Origin of the sequence: Stenotrophomonas sp. TWI169, from assembly GCF_039674705.1 — a bacterium.
Classification (GTDB): domain Bacteria; phylum Pseudomonadota; class Gammaproteobacteria; order Xanthomonadales; family Xanthomonadaceae; genus Stenotrophomonas; species Stenotrophomonas maltophilia_P.
Map to the genome: position 1 here is coordinate 19,280 of NZ_JBDJOB010000021.1, position 15,923 is coordinate 35,202.

At 65.9% G+C, this 15,923-nt stretch carries 19 protein-coding genes and 1 tRNA gene; 13 read left to right on the forward strand and 7 right to left on the reverse strand.

Features of this window, described 5'->3' with window-relative positions; translation table 11 throughout:
- Positions 1-98: 98 nt before the first annotated feature.
- From mscL to ABE543_RS15130, 3 genes are all read right to left on the reverse strand, one after another.
- Positions 99-503 carry a large-conductance mechanosensitive channel protein MscL gene (gene mscL / locus ABE543_RS15120; RefSeq protein WP_053517072.1) on the reverse strand — a complete coding sequence of 135 codons (405 nt, stop codon included), beginning with the start codon at positions 501-503 and terminating at the stop codon, positions 99-101.
- Between the two features lie 52 nt (positions 504-555).
- Positions 556-1,272, reverse strand: a complete 717-nt coding sequence (locus ABE543_RS15125; RefSeq protein ID WP_065181655.1) for a fumarylacetoacetate hydrolase family protein — start codon at positions 1,270-1,272, stop codon at positions 556-558.
- Between the two features lie 78 nt (positions 1,273-1,350).
- On the reverse strand, positions 1,351-1,632 hold the full coding sequence (locus ABE543_RS15130) for a hypothetical protein (protein ID WP_065181654.1): 282 nt from the start codon (positions 1,630-1,632) through the stop codon (positions 1,351-1,353).
- A gap of 180 nt (positions 1,633-1,812) precedes the next feature.
- Between ABE543_RS15130 and ABE543_RS15135 the strand changes: the two genes are divergently transcribed.
- A complete protein-coding gene (locus tag ABE543_RS15135) occupies positions 1,813-2,148 on the forward strand; it encodes a Rieske (2Fe-2S) protein (protein ID WP_053517065.1) in 336 nt (111 codons plus the stop codon).
- A 293-nt stretch (positions 2,149-2,441) separates the two neighbouring features.
- Here the strand turns inward: ABE543_RS15135 and ABE543_RS15140 are convergent, their stop codons facing one another.
- The 4 genes from ABE543_RS15140 to thiS form a co-directional block, all read right to left on the reverse strand.
- A complete protein-coding gene (locus ABE543_RS15140) occupies positions 2,442-4,289 on the reverse strand; it encodes an SLC13 family permease (RefSeq protein WP_053517063.1) in 1,848 nt (615 codons plus the stop codon).
- Between the two features lie 27 nt (positions 4,290-4,316).
- Entirely contained in the window at positions 4,317-5,051 is a 735-nt protein-coding gene (gene trmB / locus ABE543_RS15145; RefSeq protein ID WP_053517060.1) for a tRNA (guanosine(46)-N7)-methyltransferase TrmB, read from the reverse strand.
- The gene (locus ABE543_RS15150) at positions 5,051-5,845 is read right to left on the reverse strand and encodes a thiazole synthase (RefSeq protein ID WP_053517058.1); all 795 of its coding nucleotides are present in this window, start codon (positions 5,843-5,845) and stop codon (positions 5,051-5,053) included. The genes trmB and ABE543_RS15150 overlap by 1 nt, the downstream gene beginning before the upstream one ends.
- 117 nt (positions 5,846-5,962) lie before the next feature.
- Positions 5,963-6,163, reverse strand: a complete 201-nt coding sequence (thiS, locus tag ABE543_RS15155; protein WP_053517056.1) for a sulfur carrier protein ThiS — start codon at positions 6,161-6,163, stop codon at positions 5,963-5,965.
- Between the two features lie 240 nt (positions 6,164-6,403).
- On the opposite strand from thiS, the gene ABE543_RS15160 reads away from it, so the two are divergent.
- From ABE543_RS15160 to ABE543_RS15215, 12 genes are all read left to right on the forward strand, one after another.
- Positions 6,404-8,206 (forward strand): autotransporter domain-containing protein, encoded by a 1,803-nt coding sequence (locus ABE543_RS15160; protein WP_180875532.1) that lies wholly within the window; start codon positions 6,404-6,406, stop codon positions 8,204-8,206.
- Between the two features lie 128 nt (positions 8,207-8,334).
- A tRNA-Gly gene (locus ABE543_RS15165) sits at positions 8,335-8,408 on the forward strand.
- A 218-nt stretch (positions 8,409-8,626) separates the two neighbouring features.
- Entirely contained in the window at positions 8,627-9,073 is a 447-nt protein-coding gene (locus ABE543_RS15170; RefSeq protein ID WP_065181652.1) for a hypothetical protein, read from the forward strand.
- A 121-nt stretch (positions 9,074-9,194) separates the two neighbouring features.
- A complete protein-coding gene (locus tag ABE543_RS15175; RefSeq protein ID WP_346475861.1) occupies positions 9,195-9,341 on the forward strand; it encodes a hypothetical protein in 147 nt (48 codons plus the stop codon).
- 197 nt (positions 9,342-9,538) lie between these two features.
- Positions 9,539-9,766, forward strand: coding sequence for a hypothetical protein (locus tag ABE543_RS15180; protein ID WP_197571763.1), 228 nt, complete (start codon positions 9,539-9,541; stop codon positions 9,764-9,766).
- 30 nt (positions 9,767-9,796) lie between these two features.
- The gene (locus ABE543_RS15185; RefSeq protein ID WP_346475857.1) at positions 9,797-10,954 is read left to right on the forward strand and encodes a hypothetical protein; all 1,158 of its coding nucleotides are present in this window, start codon (positions 9,797-9,799) and stop codon (positions 10,952-10,954) included.
- An 88-nt stretch (positions 10,955-11,042) separates the two neighbouring features.
- The gene (rimK, locus tag ABE543_RS15190) at positions 11,043-11,921 is read left to right on the forward strand and encodes a 30S ribosomal protein S6--L-glutamate ligase (protein WP_065181793.1); all 879 of its coding nucleotides are present in this window, start codon (positions 11,043-11,045) and stop codon (positions 11,919-11,921) included.
- 253 nt (positions 11,922-12,174) lie between these two features.
- Entirely contained in the window at positions 12,175-12,651 is a 477-nt protein-coding gene (locus ABE543_RS15195; protein WP_180875501.1) for a hypothetical protein, read from the forward strand.
- A gap of 89 nt (positions 12,652-12,740) precedes the next feature.
- The gene (locus ABE543_RS15200; protein ID WP_065175768.1) at positions 12,741-13,214 is read left to right on the forward strand and encodes a hypothetical protein; all 474 of its coding nucleotides are present in this window, start codon (positions 12,741-12,743) and stop codon (positions 13,212-13,214) included.
- An 8-nt stretch (positions 13,215-13,222) separates the two neighbouring features.
- Positions 13,223-13,900 carry a response regulator transcription factor gene (locus tag ABE543_RS15205; protein ID WP_053517044.1) on the forward strand — a complete coding sequence of 226 codons (678 nt, stop codon included), beginning with the start codon at positions 13,223-13,225 and terminating at the stop codon, positions 13,898-13,900.
- Entirely contained in the window at positions 13,863-15,233 is a 1,371-nt protein-coding gene (locus ABE543_RS15210) for a HAMP domain-containing sensor histidine kinase (RefSeq protein WP_053517042.1), read from the forward strand. The genes ABE543_RS15205 and ABE543_RS15210 overlap by 38 nt, the downstream gene beginning before the upstream one ends.
- 259 nt (positions 15,234-15,492) lie before the next feature.
- On the forward strand, positions 15,493-15,876 hold the full coding sequence (locus ABE543_RS15215; RefSeq protein WP_053517040.1) for a hypothetical protein: 384 nt from the start codon (positions 15,493-15,495) through the stop codon (positions 15,874-15,876).
- Positions 15,877-15,923 lie beyond the last annotated feature (47 nt).

A 15,923-nucleotide genomic window follows, 5' to 3' on the forward strand; every position in this document is an offset into this window, starting at 1 on the left:
CGAACGCTGTTTTCCGCCACGTCCGGCAAAGCGAAAGCCCCGCCGGAGCGGGACTTTCACATGCGGCGGCCTCGCCGGGTACGGCCCGGCGCTACGCCTTATTTCTTCAGGCTGTCGCGGATCTCGCGCAGCAGCACCACTTCCTCGGCCGGGGCGGCGGGAGCGGCTTCCTTCTTGCGCGACAGACGGTTGATGACCTTGATCACCAGGAAAATGGCGAACGCAACGATCACGAACTGGATCAGGGTGTTGATGAAATCACCGTAGCCGATCACCACCGCCGGAATCTCCTTGCCGTCCGGCCCGATGCGTGCCGGCGACAGCGTCCACGCCAGCTGCGAGAAGTCCACCTTGCCGATCAGCAGGCCCAGCGGCGGCATGATGATCTTCTCGACCAGTGCAGTGACGATCTTGCCGAAGGCGGCGCCGATCACCACGCCGACGGCGAGGTCGATGACGTTGCCGCGCATCGCGAATTCCTTGAATTCGGTGAGCACTCCCATGTGTTTTCTCCTGTGGGGGATGTGGACAGCGCGCAGAGTAGCGCAGGTGGTGTCAGCCGGCGATCACGCCGTGACGCTCGGCCACGTTTTCCAGGCGCGCGCTGAAACGGTCGCCCGGCTTCAGTGCGGCCACTCCGGACGGCGTGCCCATGAACACCAGGTCACCGGCGCGCAGCTGCCACAGCTTGGACAGCTCGTGCAGGATTTCCGGCACGTTCCAGATCATCTGGTCCAGCAGGGCCTGCTGGCGCACTTCGCCGTTGACTTCCAGCGACAGGTTCAGCGCCGCCAGATCGCCCACTTCGCCGGCATGCACGATCTCGCTGATCGGTGCAGAGGCATCAAAGCCCTTGGCGGCATCCCAGGGATGGCCCTTCTCCTTGGCGGCCGCCTGCAGATCGCGGCGGGTCAGGTCCAGGCCGACGGCATAGCCGTACACCAGCGCTTCGGCATCGGCCACGGGAAGCTCGCCGGCCGGGGCATCACGGCCGATCGCCACCACCAGCTCCACTTCGTGATGCAGGTTGGCCGTCGCGGGCGGATAGGGGATGGCATCGTCATGGCCGACCACCAGCGCATCGGCAGGCTTGCTGAAGAACATCGGCCGGCCGCGGTCATCGGCCGCCGGCACCGCGGCTCCCATTTCGCGCGCATGGTCGGCAAAGTTGCGACCCACGCAGTAGACGCGGTGCACGGGGAAGCTGCCACCGCCCACCACCGGAACACGCGGCGTGGCAGGTGCAGGGATCACATCGGAAACGTCGGACATGCGGGCATCCAGGAAGGGAATGCCCGCAGTCTAGAACGCATGGCGCCCGCCGTCAGCGGGCACGCCGGCCGGCAGGGCTCAGCGCGAGGCCGGCAGCACCGGCTTGCGCACCACCCGGTACTCGCCCTCGACCACGGTCGGGTCGACCGGTCGGGCTGCACCCGCCTTGCGCGAGGCCAGCAGCTTCCACGCCAGGCCGACCAGGATCATCGCCGCACCGACGAACACGCCGATGAACACCATCGCGGCCAGGATCGCCAGGCCGAGCAGGCCCACGGCAACGCGCACCAGCGGGTGACGCGGCTTGCGCGGCGCGAACAGGGTGCGGAACTGGTTGAAGGCGGAATCGCGATTGAACATGGCGGCTCGATAGGCTGGGAAATCAGCGAAACCAGAGTATCGGGAGCCCGCACTGTCATTGAGTGAAAAACTCGTTAAATATAGCCTGTGCTTATTACGAATCAATGACTTGTGTTCATCCTGCAGCCAGTCACCTGAGCAGGCGTGCGACAATGCTTCTTTACTGTCCGAGCCTTCGCCATGACTGCCGCTGTTGCCCTGATCGCCCTTGATGCCATTGCCGATGGTGCGTTTGCCGAGGTCGAAGCAGTGGTCGAGGGCGATGCCGAGTCGTTGCTGCTGTATCGCGACGGCGCACAGGTGCGCGCCTTCCTGAACATCTGCCCGCATGCCGGCCGTCGCCTGGACTGGGCGCCGGGGCAGTTCCTGAAGAGCCGCGAGGGGCATCTGGTCTGCGCCGCCCACGGCGCCTCGTTCGCGTTGGACAGCGGTGACTGCATCGCCGGCCCCTGCAAGGGCGACCGCCTGCGCGCGGTGCCGGTGGACGTGCGTGATGGGCAGGTCTACCTGGCCTGAGGCCGGCTAGGGGGCGGCTCCGTTTTCCGTAGGAGAACGGCTCTGACCCACCAAGCCAGGAGCAGTCGAGCATGGCTCGACTCTGCAAAGGCATCCACGCATGGCGTGGATCTACCGTGTCGACCAAGGTCGACACCTACCAAAGCGGTGCACGACGCCGTTCTGGCAGATCGCAGAAATCTGTCGGACCCACCCCGCCATCCCACGAAATGCACGCTTTTGCCGTTGAGGTTGCCGGCCAGCGGCCGGCACTACTGGGGTGCAGGGCGCAGCCCTGCCGATGAACCCGACCCTCAGAACATCAGGTTGATCATCAGCACCACCACACAGGTGTAGATCAGCGACAACGGTCCGCCGACCCGCCACATCTCGCGCGGGGTGTAGTTGGCCGGGCCGGTGATCATCGAGATGACCGGATTGGACGCCGTCATCAGATTGTTGGAGGCCGACAGCGCCACGATCAGTGCGAACGCGGTGGGGTTGCCACCCGCCGCCAGCGCCAGATTCACCGCGATGGGCACCATCACGATGGTTGCGCCGACATGGCTGATCACCAGCGAGAACACCGTTGTCAGCAGCGCCAGGGCCAGCTCCAGCACCCACACCGGTATGCCGGTGGGGAGCTTGTCGATGGTATGGCCGGCGACCCAGGCCGCCGCGCCGCTGGAGTCCATCGCCCAGCCGAGCGGGATCAGTCCGGCCATCATGAACACGGTTTTCCAGTTGATCGAGGCATAGGCCTCGTCCATCCGCAGCACGCCCGTCAGCAACATGCCGGCCACGCCGGTCATCAGGGTCAGCGCTACCGGAAGCTTGCTGGTCAGCGCGATCAGGATCGTCAGCGCGAAGATCGCCATGGCGATCTTGAACTTGTGCGGGCGCTGTTCGCCGGTCGGGTAGTCGGTGACCACCACGAAGTCACGGCTCTTGGCGGCCTGCGCCAGGTCGGTCCAGATGCTGTGGAAGACCAGCATGTCGCCAGCGCGCAGCTGCACGTCGCGCACGTCCTCGCGGATCACCTGTTTGTCGCGGTTGATCGCCAGCAGGCTGATGCCGCGCTCCTTGCGCAGGCGCAGGTCGGCCGCACTCTTGCCGATCACGTTCGAGGTCGGCGGCACCACCGCCTCGGAAATGCCCGCGCGGCTGGGATTGAACAGGTCGCCCAGGTGCTTCAGCCGCGAGGACATGCGCAGGAACTGGTTCTGGGCGAAATCGCCGATCTGCTCGCGCGGACCCATCGCGCCCAGCACACTGCCCACCCAGATGCGCATTTCCGCCGGTGGCGCCAGCCGCGTATCGTTGCCGGTCTTCAGCGCCAGCAGCAGCGGCGCGTCATGCAGGCTCTCGGCCTCGCCCAGGGTCATGCCGACCAGCGGGCTTTCGGCGGTGACCACCAGTTCGAACACATCGCCTTCGATGCCGTAGGTCTTGGCGAAGTAGCTCTCGGTACGGGCCGGGGTGACCCCATCGTTGACCAGGGTCTCTTCCTCGATCAGCTTGCGGTCGCCGTAATAGCGGAAGTACAGCAGCGAGGCGATCAGCAGCGCCACGCCGATCGGCAGCGGCGCGAACATGCGCAGCGGCTCGATGCTGGCCAGGCCGGAGGGCAGGTTGTTGTTGGCCGAGGCCAGCAGGTCGTTCAGCAGGATCAGCGGCGAGTTGCCGACCATGGTCAGCGCACCGCCCATCACGATCGCCGCCGAGATCGGCAGCAGCAGCCGCTGCATGGTCAGCCCGGTGCGTGCCGCCAACCGCGAGGCGACCGGCAGGTACAGCGCCATCACCGACGGGTTCTGCATGAAGGACGAGTTCAGGCCAGCGATGGCCGTGGTCATCATCAGCAGGCGCTGCTCGATGCCATGTCCGCGTCGCAGCAGCCAGGCCGCGAGCCGGTTCAGTGCGCCGGTGCGGTCAAGGCCCGCACCGAGGATGGTGGTGGCGATGATGCTCATCACCGCGTTGCCGGAGAAGCCGCCGAAGATTTCCTCCGGGGCGATCAGGCCGGTCACACCCAGTACCACCAGCACCACCAGCGCGACGACGTCGGCGCGGATCCGCTCGAACAGGAACATCGCCATCGTGAAGCCGACCAGCCCGAGTACGAGCTTCATGTCGTTGGTCAGCGTCAGCGCGGTATCCATGTGGGGCGCGGCGTCCTCGGGCGATCGTCAGGTGCGGTCGTACAACAGGTCCCAGACGCCATGGCCGAGCTTCTGGCCGCGGGTCTCGAAGTGGGTCTGCGGCCGCCATTCCGGGCGCGGCACGCTGCCCCGTGGACCGGCCCGGTTGACCAGGCCGGCGGTCGCATCGAGCACGTCCCACATCTGTTCGGCGTAGTCTTCCCAGTCGGTGGCGCAGTGCAGGCGGCCGCCCGCACGCAGCTTGCGCACCAGCAGCTCTGCGAAGGCCGGCTGCAGCAGTCGGCGCTTGTTGTGGCGCTTCTTGTGCCACGGGTCCGGGAAGTAGATGCGCACTTCATCGAGCGCGCCATCGGCGATCTCGTTCTGCAGTACTTCCACCGCGTCATGGTGGTACAGGCGCACGTGGTCGGCGTTGTCGTCGGCCAGGGCGTTCAGCAGGCGGCCGACACCGGGCGCGTGCACTTCGATGCCGATGTAGTCGCGCGACGGGTCATGCTGGGCAGCAAAGCGCAGTGCAGCGCCGTTGCCGAAGCCGATCTCCAGCACCTTGTGCGCCGGGCGACCGAAGGTGGCGTCCAGGTCGCGCGGCTGGCCGCTGTAATCCAGGCCGAAGCGCGGCCAGCGTTCGTCGAACGCGCGCTGCTGGGCAGGCGTGAAGCGGCCCTGGCGCAGCACGAAACTGCGCACCTCGCGGCGCCCCTCGCTGACGGTGAACGGCTTGGGCGGGGCCTTGGACCCAGCGCTGTCGAAAGGATTGGTCATCAGCCGATCAACCCATCCACCGGCGACGACGCGCTGGCGTAGCGCTTGCGCGGGATGCGCCCGGCCAGGAACGCCTCACGGCCGGCTTCGACCGCCTTGCGCATCGCGCTGGCCATCAGCACCGGGCTGCGCGCGCCGGCAATGGCCGTGTTCATGAGCACGCCATCGCAGCCCAGCTCCATCGCGATCGCCGCATCCGATGCCGTACCGACGCCGGCATCGACGATGATCGGCACCCGGGCGTCTTCGATGATCTGCAGCAGGTTGTACTTGTTCTGGATGCCCAGGCCCGAACCGATCGGCGCGGCCAGCGGCATCACCGCAGCGCAGCCGATCTCTTCCAGGCGCTTGGCCAGGATCGGGTCGTCGGAGGTGTAGACCATGACCTCGAAGCCATCCTTGACCAGCTGTTCGGCGGCCTTGAGGGTCTGCATCACGTCCGGGTACAGGGTCTTCTGGTCGCCCAGCACTTCCAGCTTGGTCAGGTTGTGGCCGTCCAGCAGTTCACGGGCCAGGCGGCACGTGCGCACCGCGTCTTCGGCGGTGTAGCAGCCGGCGGTGTTGGGCAGGATGGTGAAGCGCTCCGGCGGCAGCACGTCCAGCAGGTTCGGCTCGCCGGGGTTCTGCCCGATGTTGGTGCGGCGGATGGCCACGGTGACGATCTGGGCGCCAGCGGCCTCGGTGGCCAGGCGGGTTTCTTCCAGATCCTTGAACTTGCCGGTGCCGGTGAGCAGCCGCGAGCCGTAGGTCTTGCCGGCGATCACCAGCGAATCGGGGGAGACATGAACGTTCATGGCGCGATTATCGCTTATCCGCCTGAAGATGGGGTCGTCACTTCGATGCCGCCGGGAGGCAGGTGCAGGGGCAGCGCCGGGCCATGCCCGGCGAGCGCGCAGCGTGGGCGTCGTGCCTCAACCCCCACCCAGGGCGTGCACGATCTCCACCACGTCACCTTCGGCAAGGCGGTGCTCGCCATGGCGGCTGCGGCTGACGATCTCGCCATTGACCTCGACCGCCACCCGGCGCTGCAGCAGCTGCTCGGCCTCGAGCAGGTCATGGAGGGTTGCCGAAGCGTGCAGGGTGCGGGGTTCGCCGTTGAGCTGGATGTTCATGGCGGCATTGTCGCGTATGGCCCGTCAGGACGGAAACCATCCGTTCCTCCGCACGGCGCCCGCATCGGCGCAGCCTGCGATTGGCGGGCTGCGCGGCAATTCATGCGGCGGCGCAGCGTGAGCAATCGTCGGTGCGGTGAAACCATTCACCGTGCGCCGGCGTACGCACGCCGGATCCTCAATGACGTCCCCACAGGAGTTCTTTACATGCTGCTCAGCAAACGCCCGATCCGCTCCCTGATGGCGGCCGCGATCGCACTGGCCGCGGTTCCGGCCATGGCAGGCGAATCCCCTTACTCGCACGCGGTGTTCTTCGGCGACAGCCTGACCGACGCGGGCTATTTCCGGCCGCTGCTGCCCCCGGCAACACAGCAGGTCACCGGCCAGTTCACCACCAATCCGGGCTGGGTCTGGTCGCAGCAGGTCGCCAACTACTACGGCCTGAACGGTACGCCCAACGGCAACGGCCAGAACGGCGACAACTATGCCGCCGGCGGTGCGCGCGTGTCGGTGGAGGTCACTGGTGCCCTGGGGCCCATTCCGTCGCTGAAGACGCAACTCACCCGCTACCTGGCCGCAAATGGCGGCAAAGCCGATGCCAACGCGCTGTACACCGTCTGGGGCGGCGCCAACGACCTGTTCGCGGCCGCTGCGGCGCCGGCACAGGCGCAGGCCATCATCGGCGCGGCCGTCACCGACCAGATCGCCCTGGTCGGCGCGCTGAAGCAGGCGGGCGCCCAGTACGTGCTGGTGCCGAACCTGCCCAACGTCGGCCTGACGCCGTCCTTCCGTGGCCCCAATGCCGCCGCCGCCACCGCGCTGTCGGCCGGCTACAACAACGCCCTGTATGGCGGGCTGAAGCAGGCGGGCATCGAATTCATCCCGTTGGATACCTTCACGGTGCTCAGTGAAGTGGCCGCCAATCCGGCCATGTACGGTTTCACCAACGTCACCAGCACGGCCTGCACCATCGACCCGGCCAATTCGACGCAGAGCATCATCGGCTGCAACCCGACGTCCTACGTCAGCCCGGATGCCGCGAAGACCTACCTGTTCGCCGACGGCGTGCATCCGACCACGGCAGGCCATGCACTGCTGGGCCAGTACGCGGTATCCGTGCTGGAAGGCCCGCGCCTGCAGCAGGTGCTCAGCCATTCGGCGCAGACCATCGGCCGTTCGCGCGCCGACCAGGTCGGCATGCATCTGGGCGGTCGTCCGGCTGACGGCCTGTCGTGGTGGGGCGGTGTGCGCGGCGACATGCAGCGTTATGACCACGCCGATCTCTACGACGGCCTGGCGCCGGCCGGCCTGTTCGGTGTCGACTGGTCGCGTGACGGCATGGTCTTTGGCGGCTTCGGTGGCTATGGACGCATGGATGCCGATTTCGGCAACAGCCGCGGCGATTTCACCCAGTCCGACACCACGCTGGGCCTGTTCGCTGGCTGGTACGGCGAGCGTGCCTGGGTCAACGGGCAGGTCAGCTACAGCTGGCTCGACTACGACGTGACCCGCAAGGTGCAGCTGGGTCCGGCCACCCGTGAGCATGGCGGTTCGGCAGATGGCAGCAATCTCACCGCCGCCATCAATGCGGGGTACGAGTTCGGCACCGAGGGCGGCTTCCGCCACGGTCCGGTGGCTGCCGTGATCTGGCAGAAGGTGAAGATCGACGGCTATACGGAGAGCGCCGACGCCGGCACGCTGGCCACTGCGCTGGGTTACAACAACCAGGAGCTGGACTCCACTGTCGGTCGCATCGGCTGGCAGGCGCGCTTCGATGGCGGCACCTTCAAGCCCTACGTGCAGGCCACCTACGACCACGAGTTCGAAGACACCAAGCAGGCCAGCGCCTGGCTGCAGTCCCTGCCGGAGCTGGGCAGCTACCGCGTGCCGGGCCTGAAGTTCGACAAGGATTACGCCACCGTGGTGCTGGGCGCCCGCACGGAGCTGTTCGGGCTGCAGAGCAACATCGGCCTGAGCACCTCCACCGCGCAGAAGCGTGCACGTGACGCGACGCTGTTTGCCAGCTTCAGCGGCAGTTTCTGACGAACGCACCTTCCCAGGCCCCGCAAGGGCCTGGGAAGGCTGCATGGCAGCGTCGGGCCATGCCCGGCGCATGCGGTGGCCACCATTGCGCAACACCGGCCCGACCGCATAGACTTTCACCACGCGACGCGGGCGTAGCTCAATGGTAGAGCTGTAGCTTCCCAAGCTACTGACGTGGGTTCGATTCCCATCGCCCGCTCCATCTTCCGCAACGATGCGTGTGTTTTCCGGATCGGCCGCGAACCTGGATGTTTCCCCTTTTGCATCTTTCTGTGCCTGCCGGCTCTGTGAGTCGGTGAAGCGTGGGCGCTTCCCGTGCTTGCCGATGGTCTGGCGGGGCGATAAGCCGGTAAAGTGCGGCAACATTCAAGCCAGTGGCAGGGGGGGGGAATGCGGAATCGGATTCTTGCGGTTGCGTTGATGGGTATTGCGGCGGCATGCACGCCGACCGAAGAAGATGCAAGAAAACAGAAGGTCGAGGCTGATCGGGCCATAGCGGAGGCGGGGGTCCGTCGGGCGCTGAAGGATCCTGACTCGGCAAAGATCGTCATCCGTCAGGCGTTTGCGATGTTCGACGGTACGATTGTCTGCGGGATGGTCAACGCGAAGAACAGCTTCGGCGGCTACACGGGCGACCGCGCGTTCATGATCAACGTCAATGCGGATGGCAGTACCGGTGCGCCCTCCGTTGCGCAGGACGACGTCAGCAGCGCGGTATCCGTGGAAATGTGCGATTTCCAGCGGGACTATGCCGCACAGCCTGGCCACGTCGGCAAGGCGGTCACGCCGGAGCAGTCCAGAGAGCTTTTGGCGGCCTACACCAAGAGGGTGCGGGAGGTCGTTGCACGGATCAATACGGGCCGATAAAACGCGGCAGCCGCAGCCCGACGGCATCGGTGTCGGGCTGTTGCTGGCTGGACTGTGGCCCCCTGTCCCGGCAACCGCGGGGCATCATCCGCCCGCCACACGGCCGCGCTATGCTGCGCGCCTGCCGACCGATCCCGCCGCGATGAAGCTCGCCATCCTGTCCCGCAACAGCTCCCTGTATTCCACCCGCCGGCTGGTCGAGGCGGGGCGTGCGCGCGGCCACACGGTGCGCATCCTCGGTGCGCTGCTCTGCGCTGCTGAACGCTGAATACCGTCCGATGAACTTCCGGATGATCCCGCGGTTTCCAGGTGAAGGCGGTTTCTGTCGCTTTTGACCGGAACCGCCCGTGTCCATCGGACACCGGAAGCCGGCCAGAATCGCGTCGGCGGCATACGGTGAAGGAGAAGATGGCAATCACCTCCTGCTTCCCGTAGTTTGCGGATGCACACACACGGAGTCATGTGATGGAACACAATGAGCAGTCGAAGCAGGAAGCTGGCCGTGGCCCCGATCTTGTTGTACCGGTTCGGCCTGTCGGCGTGATTGTGTTTGCGTTTCTTGCCGCCATCGCGGCGTTTCTGGCGGGCGCGAACATCTTTCTTGGCTTTTTCCCCTCACATCTTCTGGAGGGCGCAGCGGTTGCATTCGGGCTTCTGGCATTCGTGCTGGCCAAGAGAGCCGGTCTTCGATAGCTGCCAGACACTTTGCGGCGGCTGACCTGCATGGCCCTGACCCGTACCGCGTTGCGGCTCATCATCGAATGGCTGCCGTTGCTGACGCTGGTGGCGGTGTGCCTCGTGTGGTGGTCGCCATTGGGTGTGGTGGCTGGACTGGCGGCCGGCGGCGCCGTCGGCAGCGTGCTACGGCGTTTCCCACTCATTGGCGCCGACGCCGGAGGCGCGACGCTGCGCTCGGAGCCGCTGCAGCCCTTCGCCACGGAGCCGCCCTCTGACGATGTGCTGTTGGGTTACGGTGAGATTGGGATGGGAGGGCCCGTTTTCAGCACGCAGATGTTGCGTGACGGCGCCATCGTCGATGGTATCGATGTTTCAGGGGGCCAGGGCTGCAGCGCCGGGTGGTTTGATCTGGAAGGCACATCGTTGCGTCTTGCTCACGCCTGGATCCGATACCGCCAGGCCGTGATGGTTTATGACGAGCGGCGCAAGGTGCTGATGCAACTGCCGGGTCTACTGCCGCATGAACTTCACCAAGCCCTGGATGGGCACCGGCGGCAGTACGGTGATCGTGCTGCCGCCGACTGGGTGCGCAGCCTGCCTGGCGAGCGGACGCAACTCCAGGCCTACCATGGACTGTGGCTGGCACCCGATCATCCGGCGTTGGCCGACCCGCCGCAGTCGCAGCTGCGTCATGTGCTGCCCGACGGCCGCATTCTGCGGGCTTCGCTGCTGCTGCCGGACGATCTGCGCCTGACGGCCCACCCTGAGCTGTTCTCCAAGGTAAGGCCCTATGCGCTGCAGCTGGACAATGTCGACAGTGAACGGCATGTCTGCGACTTGAAGCGGGTGATGGTCAGTCCTGGCGACCAATGCCTGGTGGTGCGCGGCGTAGTGTTGCGCGAGGACATGCGGCCGCTCGAGGGCATCTGGCTGGTCCACCAGCATGGTCAGTGGCAGGCCATAAGCACGAGCGCGTGGGCAAGGGTGGAGACGTCCCGTGAATCCGTCTCGGTGGATGTGCTGGACGTGAGCGATGATGGCATCGTGCAGTGTGAGGCCTACACGGAGACGTGGGACGGCAGTACGATGCATCGCCAAGCTGTCACCTATGCCTGGCTGGAGCTGGCGTTGGAGTGGCGGGAGACAGCGCTGATCGTGCATGCACGCAACGGACGCTTCACACTCCGCGTACCACGTCGCTGATCGGCGGCCTCCTTCACGCACCTGAGGCAATCATCCGCCCGCCACACGGCCGCGCTATGCTGCGCGCCTGCCGACCGATCCCGCCGCGATGAAGCTCGCCATCCTGTCCCGCAACAGCTCCCTGTATTCCACCCGCCGGCTGGTCGAGGCGGGGCGTGCGCGCGGCCACACGGTGCGCATCCTCGATCCGCTGCGCTGCTACATGCGCATCGCTGCCGACGGATTCTCGATGCACTACAAAGGGCGGCCGATGACCGGTGTGGACATGGTCATTCCGCGCATCGGTGCGTCGATCACGCGCTATGGCACTGCGGTCCTGCGCCAGTTCGAGCTGATGGGCGCGCGTACGCCCAATCCCTCCGACGCGATCCTGCGCTCGCGCGACAAGCTGCGCGCGCATCAGCTGCTGGCGGCCAAAGGCATCGACATGCCGGTCACGGTGTTCGGCGACAACCCCGATGACACCGTCGATCTGCTGTCGATGCTGGGGCCGCCGCCGCATGTGGTGAAGCTCAACGAGGGAACGCAGGGGCGCGGCGTGATCCTGACCGAAAAGGCCAGTGCCTCGCGCGGGATCGTCGAGGCGCTGCGTGGCCTGTATGCCAACTTCCTCATGCAGGAGTTCATCGGAGAAGCCAAGGGGGCCGATCTGCGCTGTTTCGTGGTCGGCGACCAGGTGGTGGCCTCGATGCAGCGGCAGGCGCCTGAAGGCGACTTCCGCTCCAACCTGCACGCCGGCGGCACCGCCGTGGCGGCCAAGGCCAGCCGCGCCGAACAGCAGGTCGCGGTGCGCTCGGCCAAGGCTCTGGGGTTGTCGGTCTGCGGCGTCGACCTGATCCGCTCGCAGCGGGGCCCGCTGGTGCTGGAGGTCAACTCGACCCCGGGCCTGGAAGGCATCGAGGCAGCCTGCGGGGTGGACGTGGCCATGCGCATCATCGAGCACGTCGAGAAGCTGAAAAAATCCTGATTTTTCAGTAAGTTGAGATTCTCCTTGGGCGGCGAGACGCTGCTTTAACATGCCTTTAATCGGTGCGGGCGTAGGCTTCAGCGAACCGCAGCTCTGCCTCTCAGCAGGATCGGTATCGGGATACGACTTCAGGCCCAGGCGGGTGCACCGCCTGGGCCTTTTTTATGCGCGTCCGTAGGCCACGCGCCACTTGTGGCGGCCCGGAGGCGCTCGTAGAGTTGGGCCTTCGTTCCGATGGACCGGGAGGTAGGCGATGTATCGCGTCACGATGATCGCGTTGGTGCTGTGCCTGTCGGGCGCTGCTGTCGCCAAGACAGAGAAGAGCGCCCTGCAGATGGATCGCCAGGCTCCGGTTGCCGGCCAGGTCCAACAGGTCGAGAAGGCGCTGCAGGCGCCGGAGTACGCCGAACTGAGCGCCGATGACCGCAGCCAGATCCAGCAGGCGCTGGCCCGCATCACCCAGCGCATGGGGGGCCGGCAGCGGGTCGATGAGCTGCCGCCGCAGATACAGGCGCAGGTGTTCAACGACCAGGAGCGGGTCAATCAGCTGCTCGCCCGCGCGCACGACGACAGCCGCCAGGTCTGTACCTACCAGCGCACCACCGGCAGCAACATGCCCAAGGGCCGTTGCCTCACTGTCGCCGAACGTCGCCGCATCGAAGAAAAGGGCAAGGCGCTGATCAATGACCAGCGCACGTTCAACAATCTCAACCCTGCCAGCAACCGGTAGGCCGTCCGCCGCCCCCACGCGTGGCACTTGCTGGCGTGAAGGTGGTGCGAATACAGTCGGCTCTCAACTCAGACAAGGATCCGTTTGCCATGAAGTCCCTCCTTTTGCCTGCGCTCCTGTTCTCCGGATTGGCCCTGGCCGCCACCGCCTCCGCATCCAAGCAGGGCGGCGAGGTCTTTGCCTCCGGCAAGCCGCTTCAGCAGCAGCTCGAGCGCATCGAAGTCGAACTCAACGACGGCGAGACCTACAGCGAGCTGACGATGGCCGACCGCAGCCGGGTCCGCGAAGCGCTGGTGCGCCTGCGCGCTGCCGTGGAGCAGTACCCGAACCGGGATCTGATGCCTGAACGGGTACGAACCGATGTCATCAACGACCAGCAGGTCGTGAACACGGTTTTGACACAGTCACGTGAAGATAGTCGTCTAATATGCCAACGTGAGAAAGCCACGGGTTCGAACCGGCACACGACGCAGTGCATGACTGTCGCCGAGCGCGCCCGGCAGAAGGACAAGGCACAGCGTGATATGGGCCAGGCCCAGCGCGTCGGAAAATTCGTCAACTAGAGGTGACAGTGAGAATCCTGGTAATCGAAGACAACAGCGACATTGCGGCCAATCTGGGCGACTACCTCGAGGACCGGGGCCACACCGTGGACTTCGCCGCCGATGGCGTGACCGGACTGCATCTGGCCGTAGTGCACGAGTTCGACGCGATCGTGCTGGATCTCAACCTGCCGGGAATGGACGGAATCGAGGTCTGCCGCAAGCTTCGCAACGAAGCGCGCAAGCAGACCCCGGTGCTGATGCTGACCGCTCGTGACTCGCTGGACAACAAGCTGGCGGGTTTTGATTCCGGTGCGGACGACTACCTGATCAAGCCGTTCGCGCTGCAGGAAGTGGAAGTGCGTTTGAACGCGCTGTCCCGACGTGGCAAGGGGGTGCAGACCCGCGTGCTGGAAACCGGCGACCTGGAGTACAACCTGGACACGCTGGAAGTGCGCCGCCAGGGCAAGCTGCTGCAGCTCAACCCGACCGCACTGAAAATCCTGCAGGCGCTGATGGAAGCGGCGCCGGCCGTGGTCACCCGCCAGGAACTGGAAACCCGCGTGTGGGGCGAGGAACTGCCCGACTCGGATTCGCTGCGCGTCCATATCCACGGTCTGCGTGCCGTGGTCGACAAGCCGTTCGAAGTGCCGCTGATCCAGACCCGCCATGGCATCGGATACCGCATCGCCACCCCGGAAAGCTGATCCCGTGGCAACCAAGGGGGAGCGCCGGCGCACGCCGTATCGGCGCCGCCTGCGCAGTCGAATCATCGTGTCATTCGTGTTGTTGGGCTTCTGCCTGACAACACTGTTCGCGTTCGCTACCAACTGGGCCCGGATACGGGTGGAGAACCAGCTGGTCGAGGATGTGATCAACCACAACATTGAAGAATACGCCCGTCGCTTCTACGAGCACCCCGGACGCAATCCGGCCGTGCCGGTGCAGCAGATCCGTGCGTATGCCTATTCGGCGGACAAGTTCGACAAGGCGCGTGAGTCCTGGCCGCAATGGGCTGACCTGCAGACCGGCAACTACAACCTCAGCGGGACCGACGAACAGGGGCAGCCGTACGCCTACAAGCTTGCCGTGCGCAAGGCCGACGATGCGTGGTTCTTCCTGGCCTATGACATGACCGACAGCATGCGCGGCAGCAAGCAGCTCAACCGCGCCCTGGTACTGTCGGTGCTGGTGTTCAGCCTGCTGTCGCTGGTGCTGGGCTGGTGGTCGGCCTCGAAGGTGATGAAGCCGGTATCGGACCTGGCGGCCCGCCTGCGCGCCTACCGGGGCGGCACCAGCGAGCCTGAGCCGCTGGCGCCGCGCTTCCCCGACGACGAAGTGGGCCAGCTGGCCCAGGCGCTGGACGACTACTCCTCGCGATTGACCGAAGTGGTGCAGCGCGACCGTGAGTTCAATGCGGACGTCAGCCACGAACTGCGCACGCCGCTGGCGGTGATCCGCGGCGCCACCGAGCTGCTGCTGACCCGTCCCGGCCTGGATGAAAAGGTGCTGCAGCGCCTGCAGCGCATCCAGCGTGCCGAGCAGCAGTGCAGTGATCTGATCGGCGCTTTGCTGCTGCTGTCGCGGAACGAGCGGGGGCAGGGCACCAGCAATGTTGCCCGTGTGGCCGAGCAGCTGCTGGACGCGCACCGCGCGCAGCTGGGTGGCAAGCCGCTGGAACTGGCACTGGAGGGCGAGCGCAACCTGGTGATCGACGCGCCTGAGGCCGCGCTTTCGGTGGCGCTGGGCAACCTCATCGGCAACGCGGTGAAGTACTCGCAGGATGGCGAAGTGCGCGTGCACGTAGGGGCCAACTCGGTCTCGGTCACCGACAGTGGTCCGGGCCTGAGCGAGGAAGATGCGGCCAAGCTGTTCCAGCGCGGTTACCGCGGTACGCACGCGGGCCATTCGCAGGGCGGCGGCATCGGCCTGTCGATCGTCAGCCGCCTCTGCGACCTGTACGGCTGGCAGGTCAGCGTGCGCCCCGGGGGCGAGCGCGGCGTGATCGCAACGCTGACGTTCTCGCCCAGGCCGCTGTAGCAGATCCTTTGCCTGCCGAGCAGGGCCCGGCCCTACAGGGACGCCTCTTCCAGGGCGTCGCTGTCGCTAACGGCATGAACGTATCTGTTCTGCACGACCAGACACCCGGCGCGCGCACGCTCTGCCGCGTCCGCTGCGTGTCCGATCTCACGGTTCCGGATAGTCATAGGGCAGTTGACGCTTTTACCTCCTGATTGCCGGACGTGCAGATGGCCAAGATGCCAGTCCGCGCACTCTGCCGGCTGCCAGGAGCATCGCCATGTCGCATCGCATCCGTTACCCCAACCTGCATCAACTGGTCGGTGATTCGATCAGCCAGTTGTCTCCGGACGTCGCCCAGCGCGTCGAGGACGTACTGTCCCGCTGCGACGGCCATATGCCGGCCCAGCAGACGCCAATCGACGCCGGCGGCGTCAGCGCCGACGCAGTGCAGCCTGCCGATCTCAGGCGCGCCGTCGAAGGTCTCGGCACCCTGACCCGGATGATGTACGCCGCGCACATCGCGCGCACGCGGGGTGGCCAGCAGAACGTGCTGCCACCGGGCGCGATGGAAGGCCTGATTCTGGCCGCGCGGGAACTGACGTGTCACGTGCAGCAGCAGCTGCAGGCCGAGAGAATCAGGGGGACAGCCACATTGCAGTGATGGTCGGGGGCACTGCCACGACGATTCTGCAACGCCGGGCACGTGCC

What these genes read in the sequence shown, in the direction of transcription:
- mscL (WP_053517072.1), bottom strand. Translation starts at nt 503, where the DNA reads ATGGGAGTGCTCACCGAATTCAAGGAATTCGCGATGCGCGGCAACGTC.
- ABE543_RS15125 (WP_065181655.1), bottom strand. Translation starts at nt 1,272, where the DNA reads ATGTCCGACGTTTCCGATGTGATCCCTGCACCTGCCACGCCGCGTGTT.
- ABE543_RS15130 (WP_065181654.1), bottom strand. Translation starts at nt 1,632, where the DNA reads ATGTTCAATCGCGATTCCGCCTTCAACCAGTTCCGCACCCTGTTCGCG.
- ABE543_RS15135 (WP_053517065.1), top strand. Translation starts at nt 1,813, where the DNA reads ATGACTGCCGCTGTTGCCCTGATCGCCCTTGATGCCATTGCCGATGGT.
- ABE543_RS15140 (WP_053517063.1), bottom strand. Translation starts at nt 4,289, where the DNA reads ATGGATACCGCGCTGACGCTGACCAACGACATGAAGCTCGTACTCGGG.
- trmB (WP_053517060.1), bottom strand. Translation starts at nt 5,051, where the DNA reads ATGACCAATCCTTTCGACAGCGCTGGGTCCAAGGCCCCGCCCAAGCCG.
- ABE543_RS15150 (WP_053517058.1), bottom strand. Translation starts at nt 5,845, where the DNA reads ATGAACGTTCATGTCTCCCCCGATTCGCTGGTGATCGCCGGCAAGACC.
- thiS (WP_053517056.1), bottom strand. Translation starts at nt 6,163, where the DNA reads ATGAACATCCAGCTCAACGGCGAACCCCGCACCCTGCACGCTTCGGCA.
- ABE543_RS15160 (WP_180875532.1), top strand. Translation starts at nt 6,404, where the DNA reads ATGGCGGCCGCGATCGCACTGGCCGCGGTTCCGGCCATGGCAGGCGAA.
- ABE543_RS15170 (WP_065181652.1), top strand. Translation starts at nt 8,627, where the DNA reads ATGGGTATTGCGGCGGCATGCACGCCGACCGAAGAAGATGCAAGAAAA.
- ABE543_RS15180 (WP_197571763.1), top strand. Translation starts at nt 9,539, where the DNA reads ATGGAACACAATGAGCAGTCGAAGCAGGAAGCTGGCCGTGGCCCCGAT.
- ABE543_RS15185 (WP_346475857.1), top strand. Translation starts at nt 9,797, where the DNA reads ATGGCCCTGACCCGTACCGCGTTGCGGCTCATCATCGAATGGCTGCCG.
- rimK (WP_065181793.1), top strand. Translation starts at nt 11,043, where the DNA reads ATGAAGCTCGCCATCCTGTCCCGCAACAGCTCCCTGTATTCCACCCGC.
- ABE543_RS15195 (WP_180875501.1), top strand. Translation starts at nt 12,175, where the DNA reads ATGTATCGCGTCACGATGATCGCGTTGGTGCTGTGCCTGTCGGGCGCT.
- ABE543_RS15200 (WP_065175768.1), top strand. Translation starts at nt 12,741, where the DNA reads ATGAAGTCCCTCCTTTTGCCTGCGCTCCTGTTCTCCGGATTGGCCCTG.
- ABE543_RS15210 (WP_053517042.1), top strand. Translation starts at nt 13,863, where the DNA reads ATGGCATCGGATACCGCATCGCCACCCCGGAAAGCTGATCCCGTGGCA.
- ABE543_RS15215 (WP_053517040.1), top strand. Translation starts at nt 15,493, where the DNA reads ATGTCGCATCGCATCCGTTACCCCAACCTGCATCAACTGGTCGGTGAT.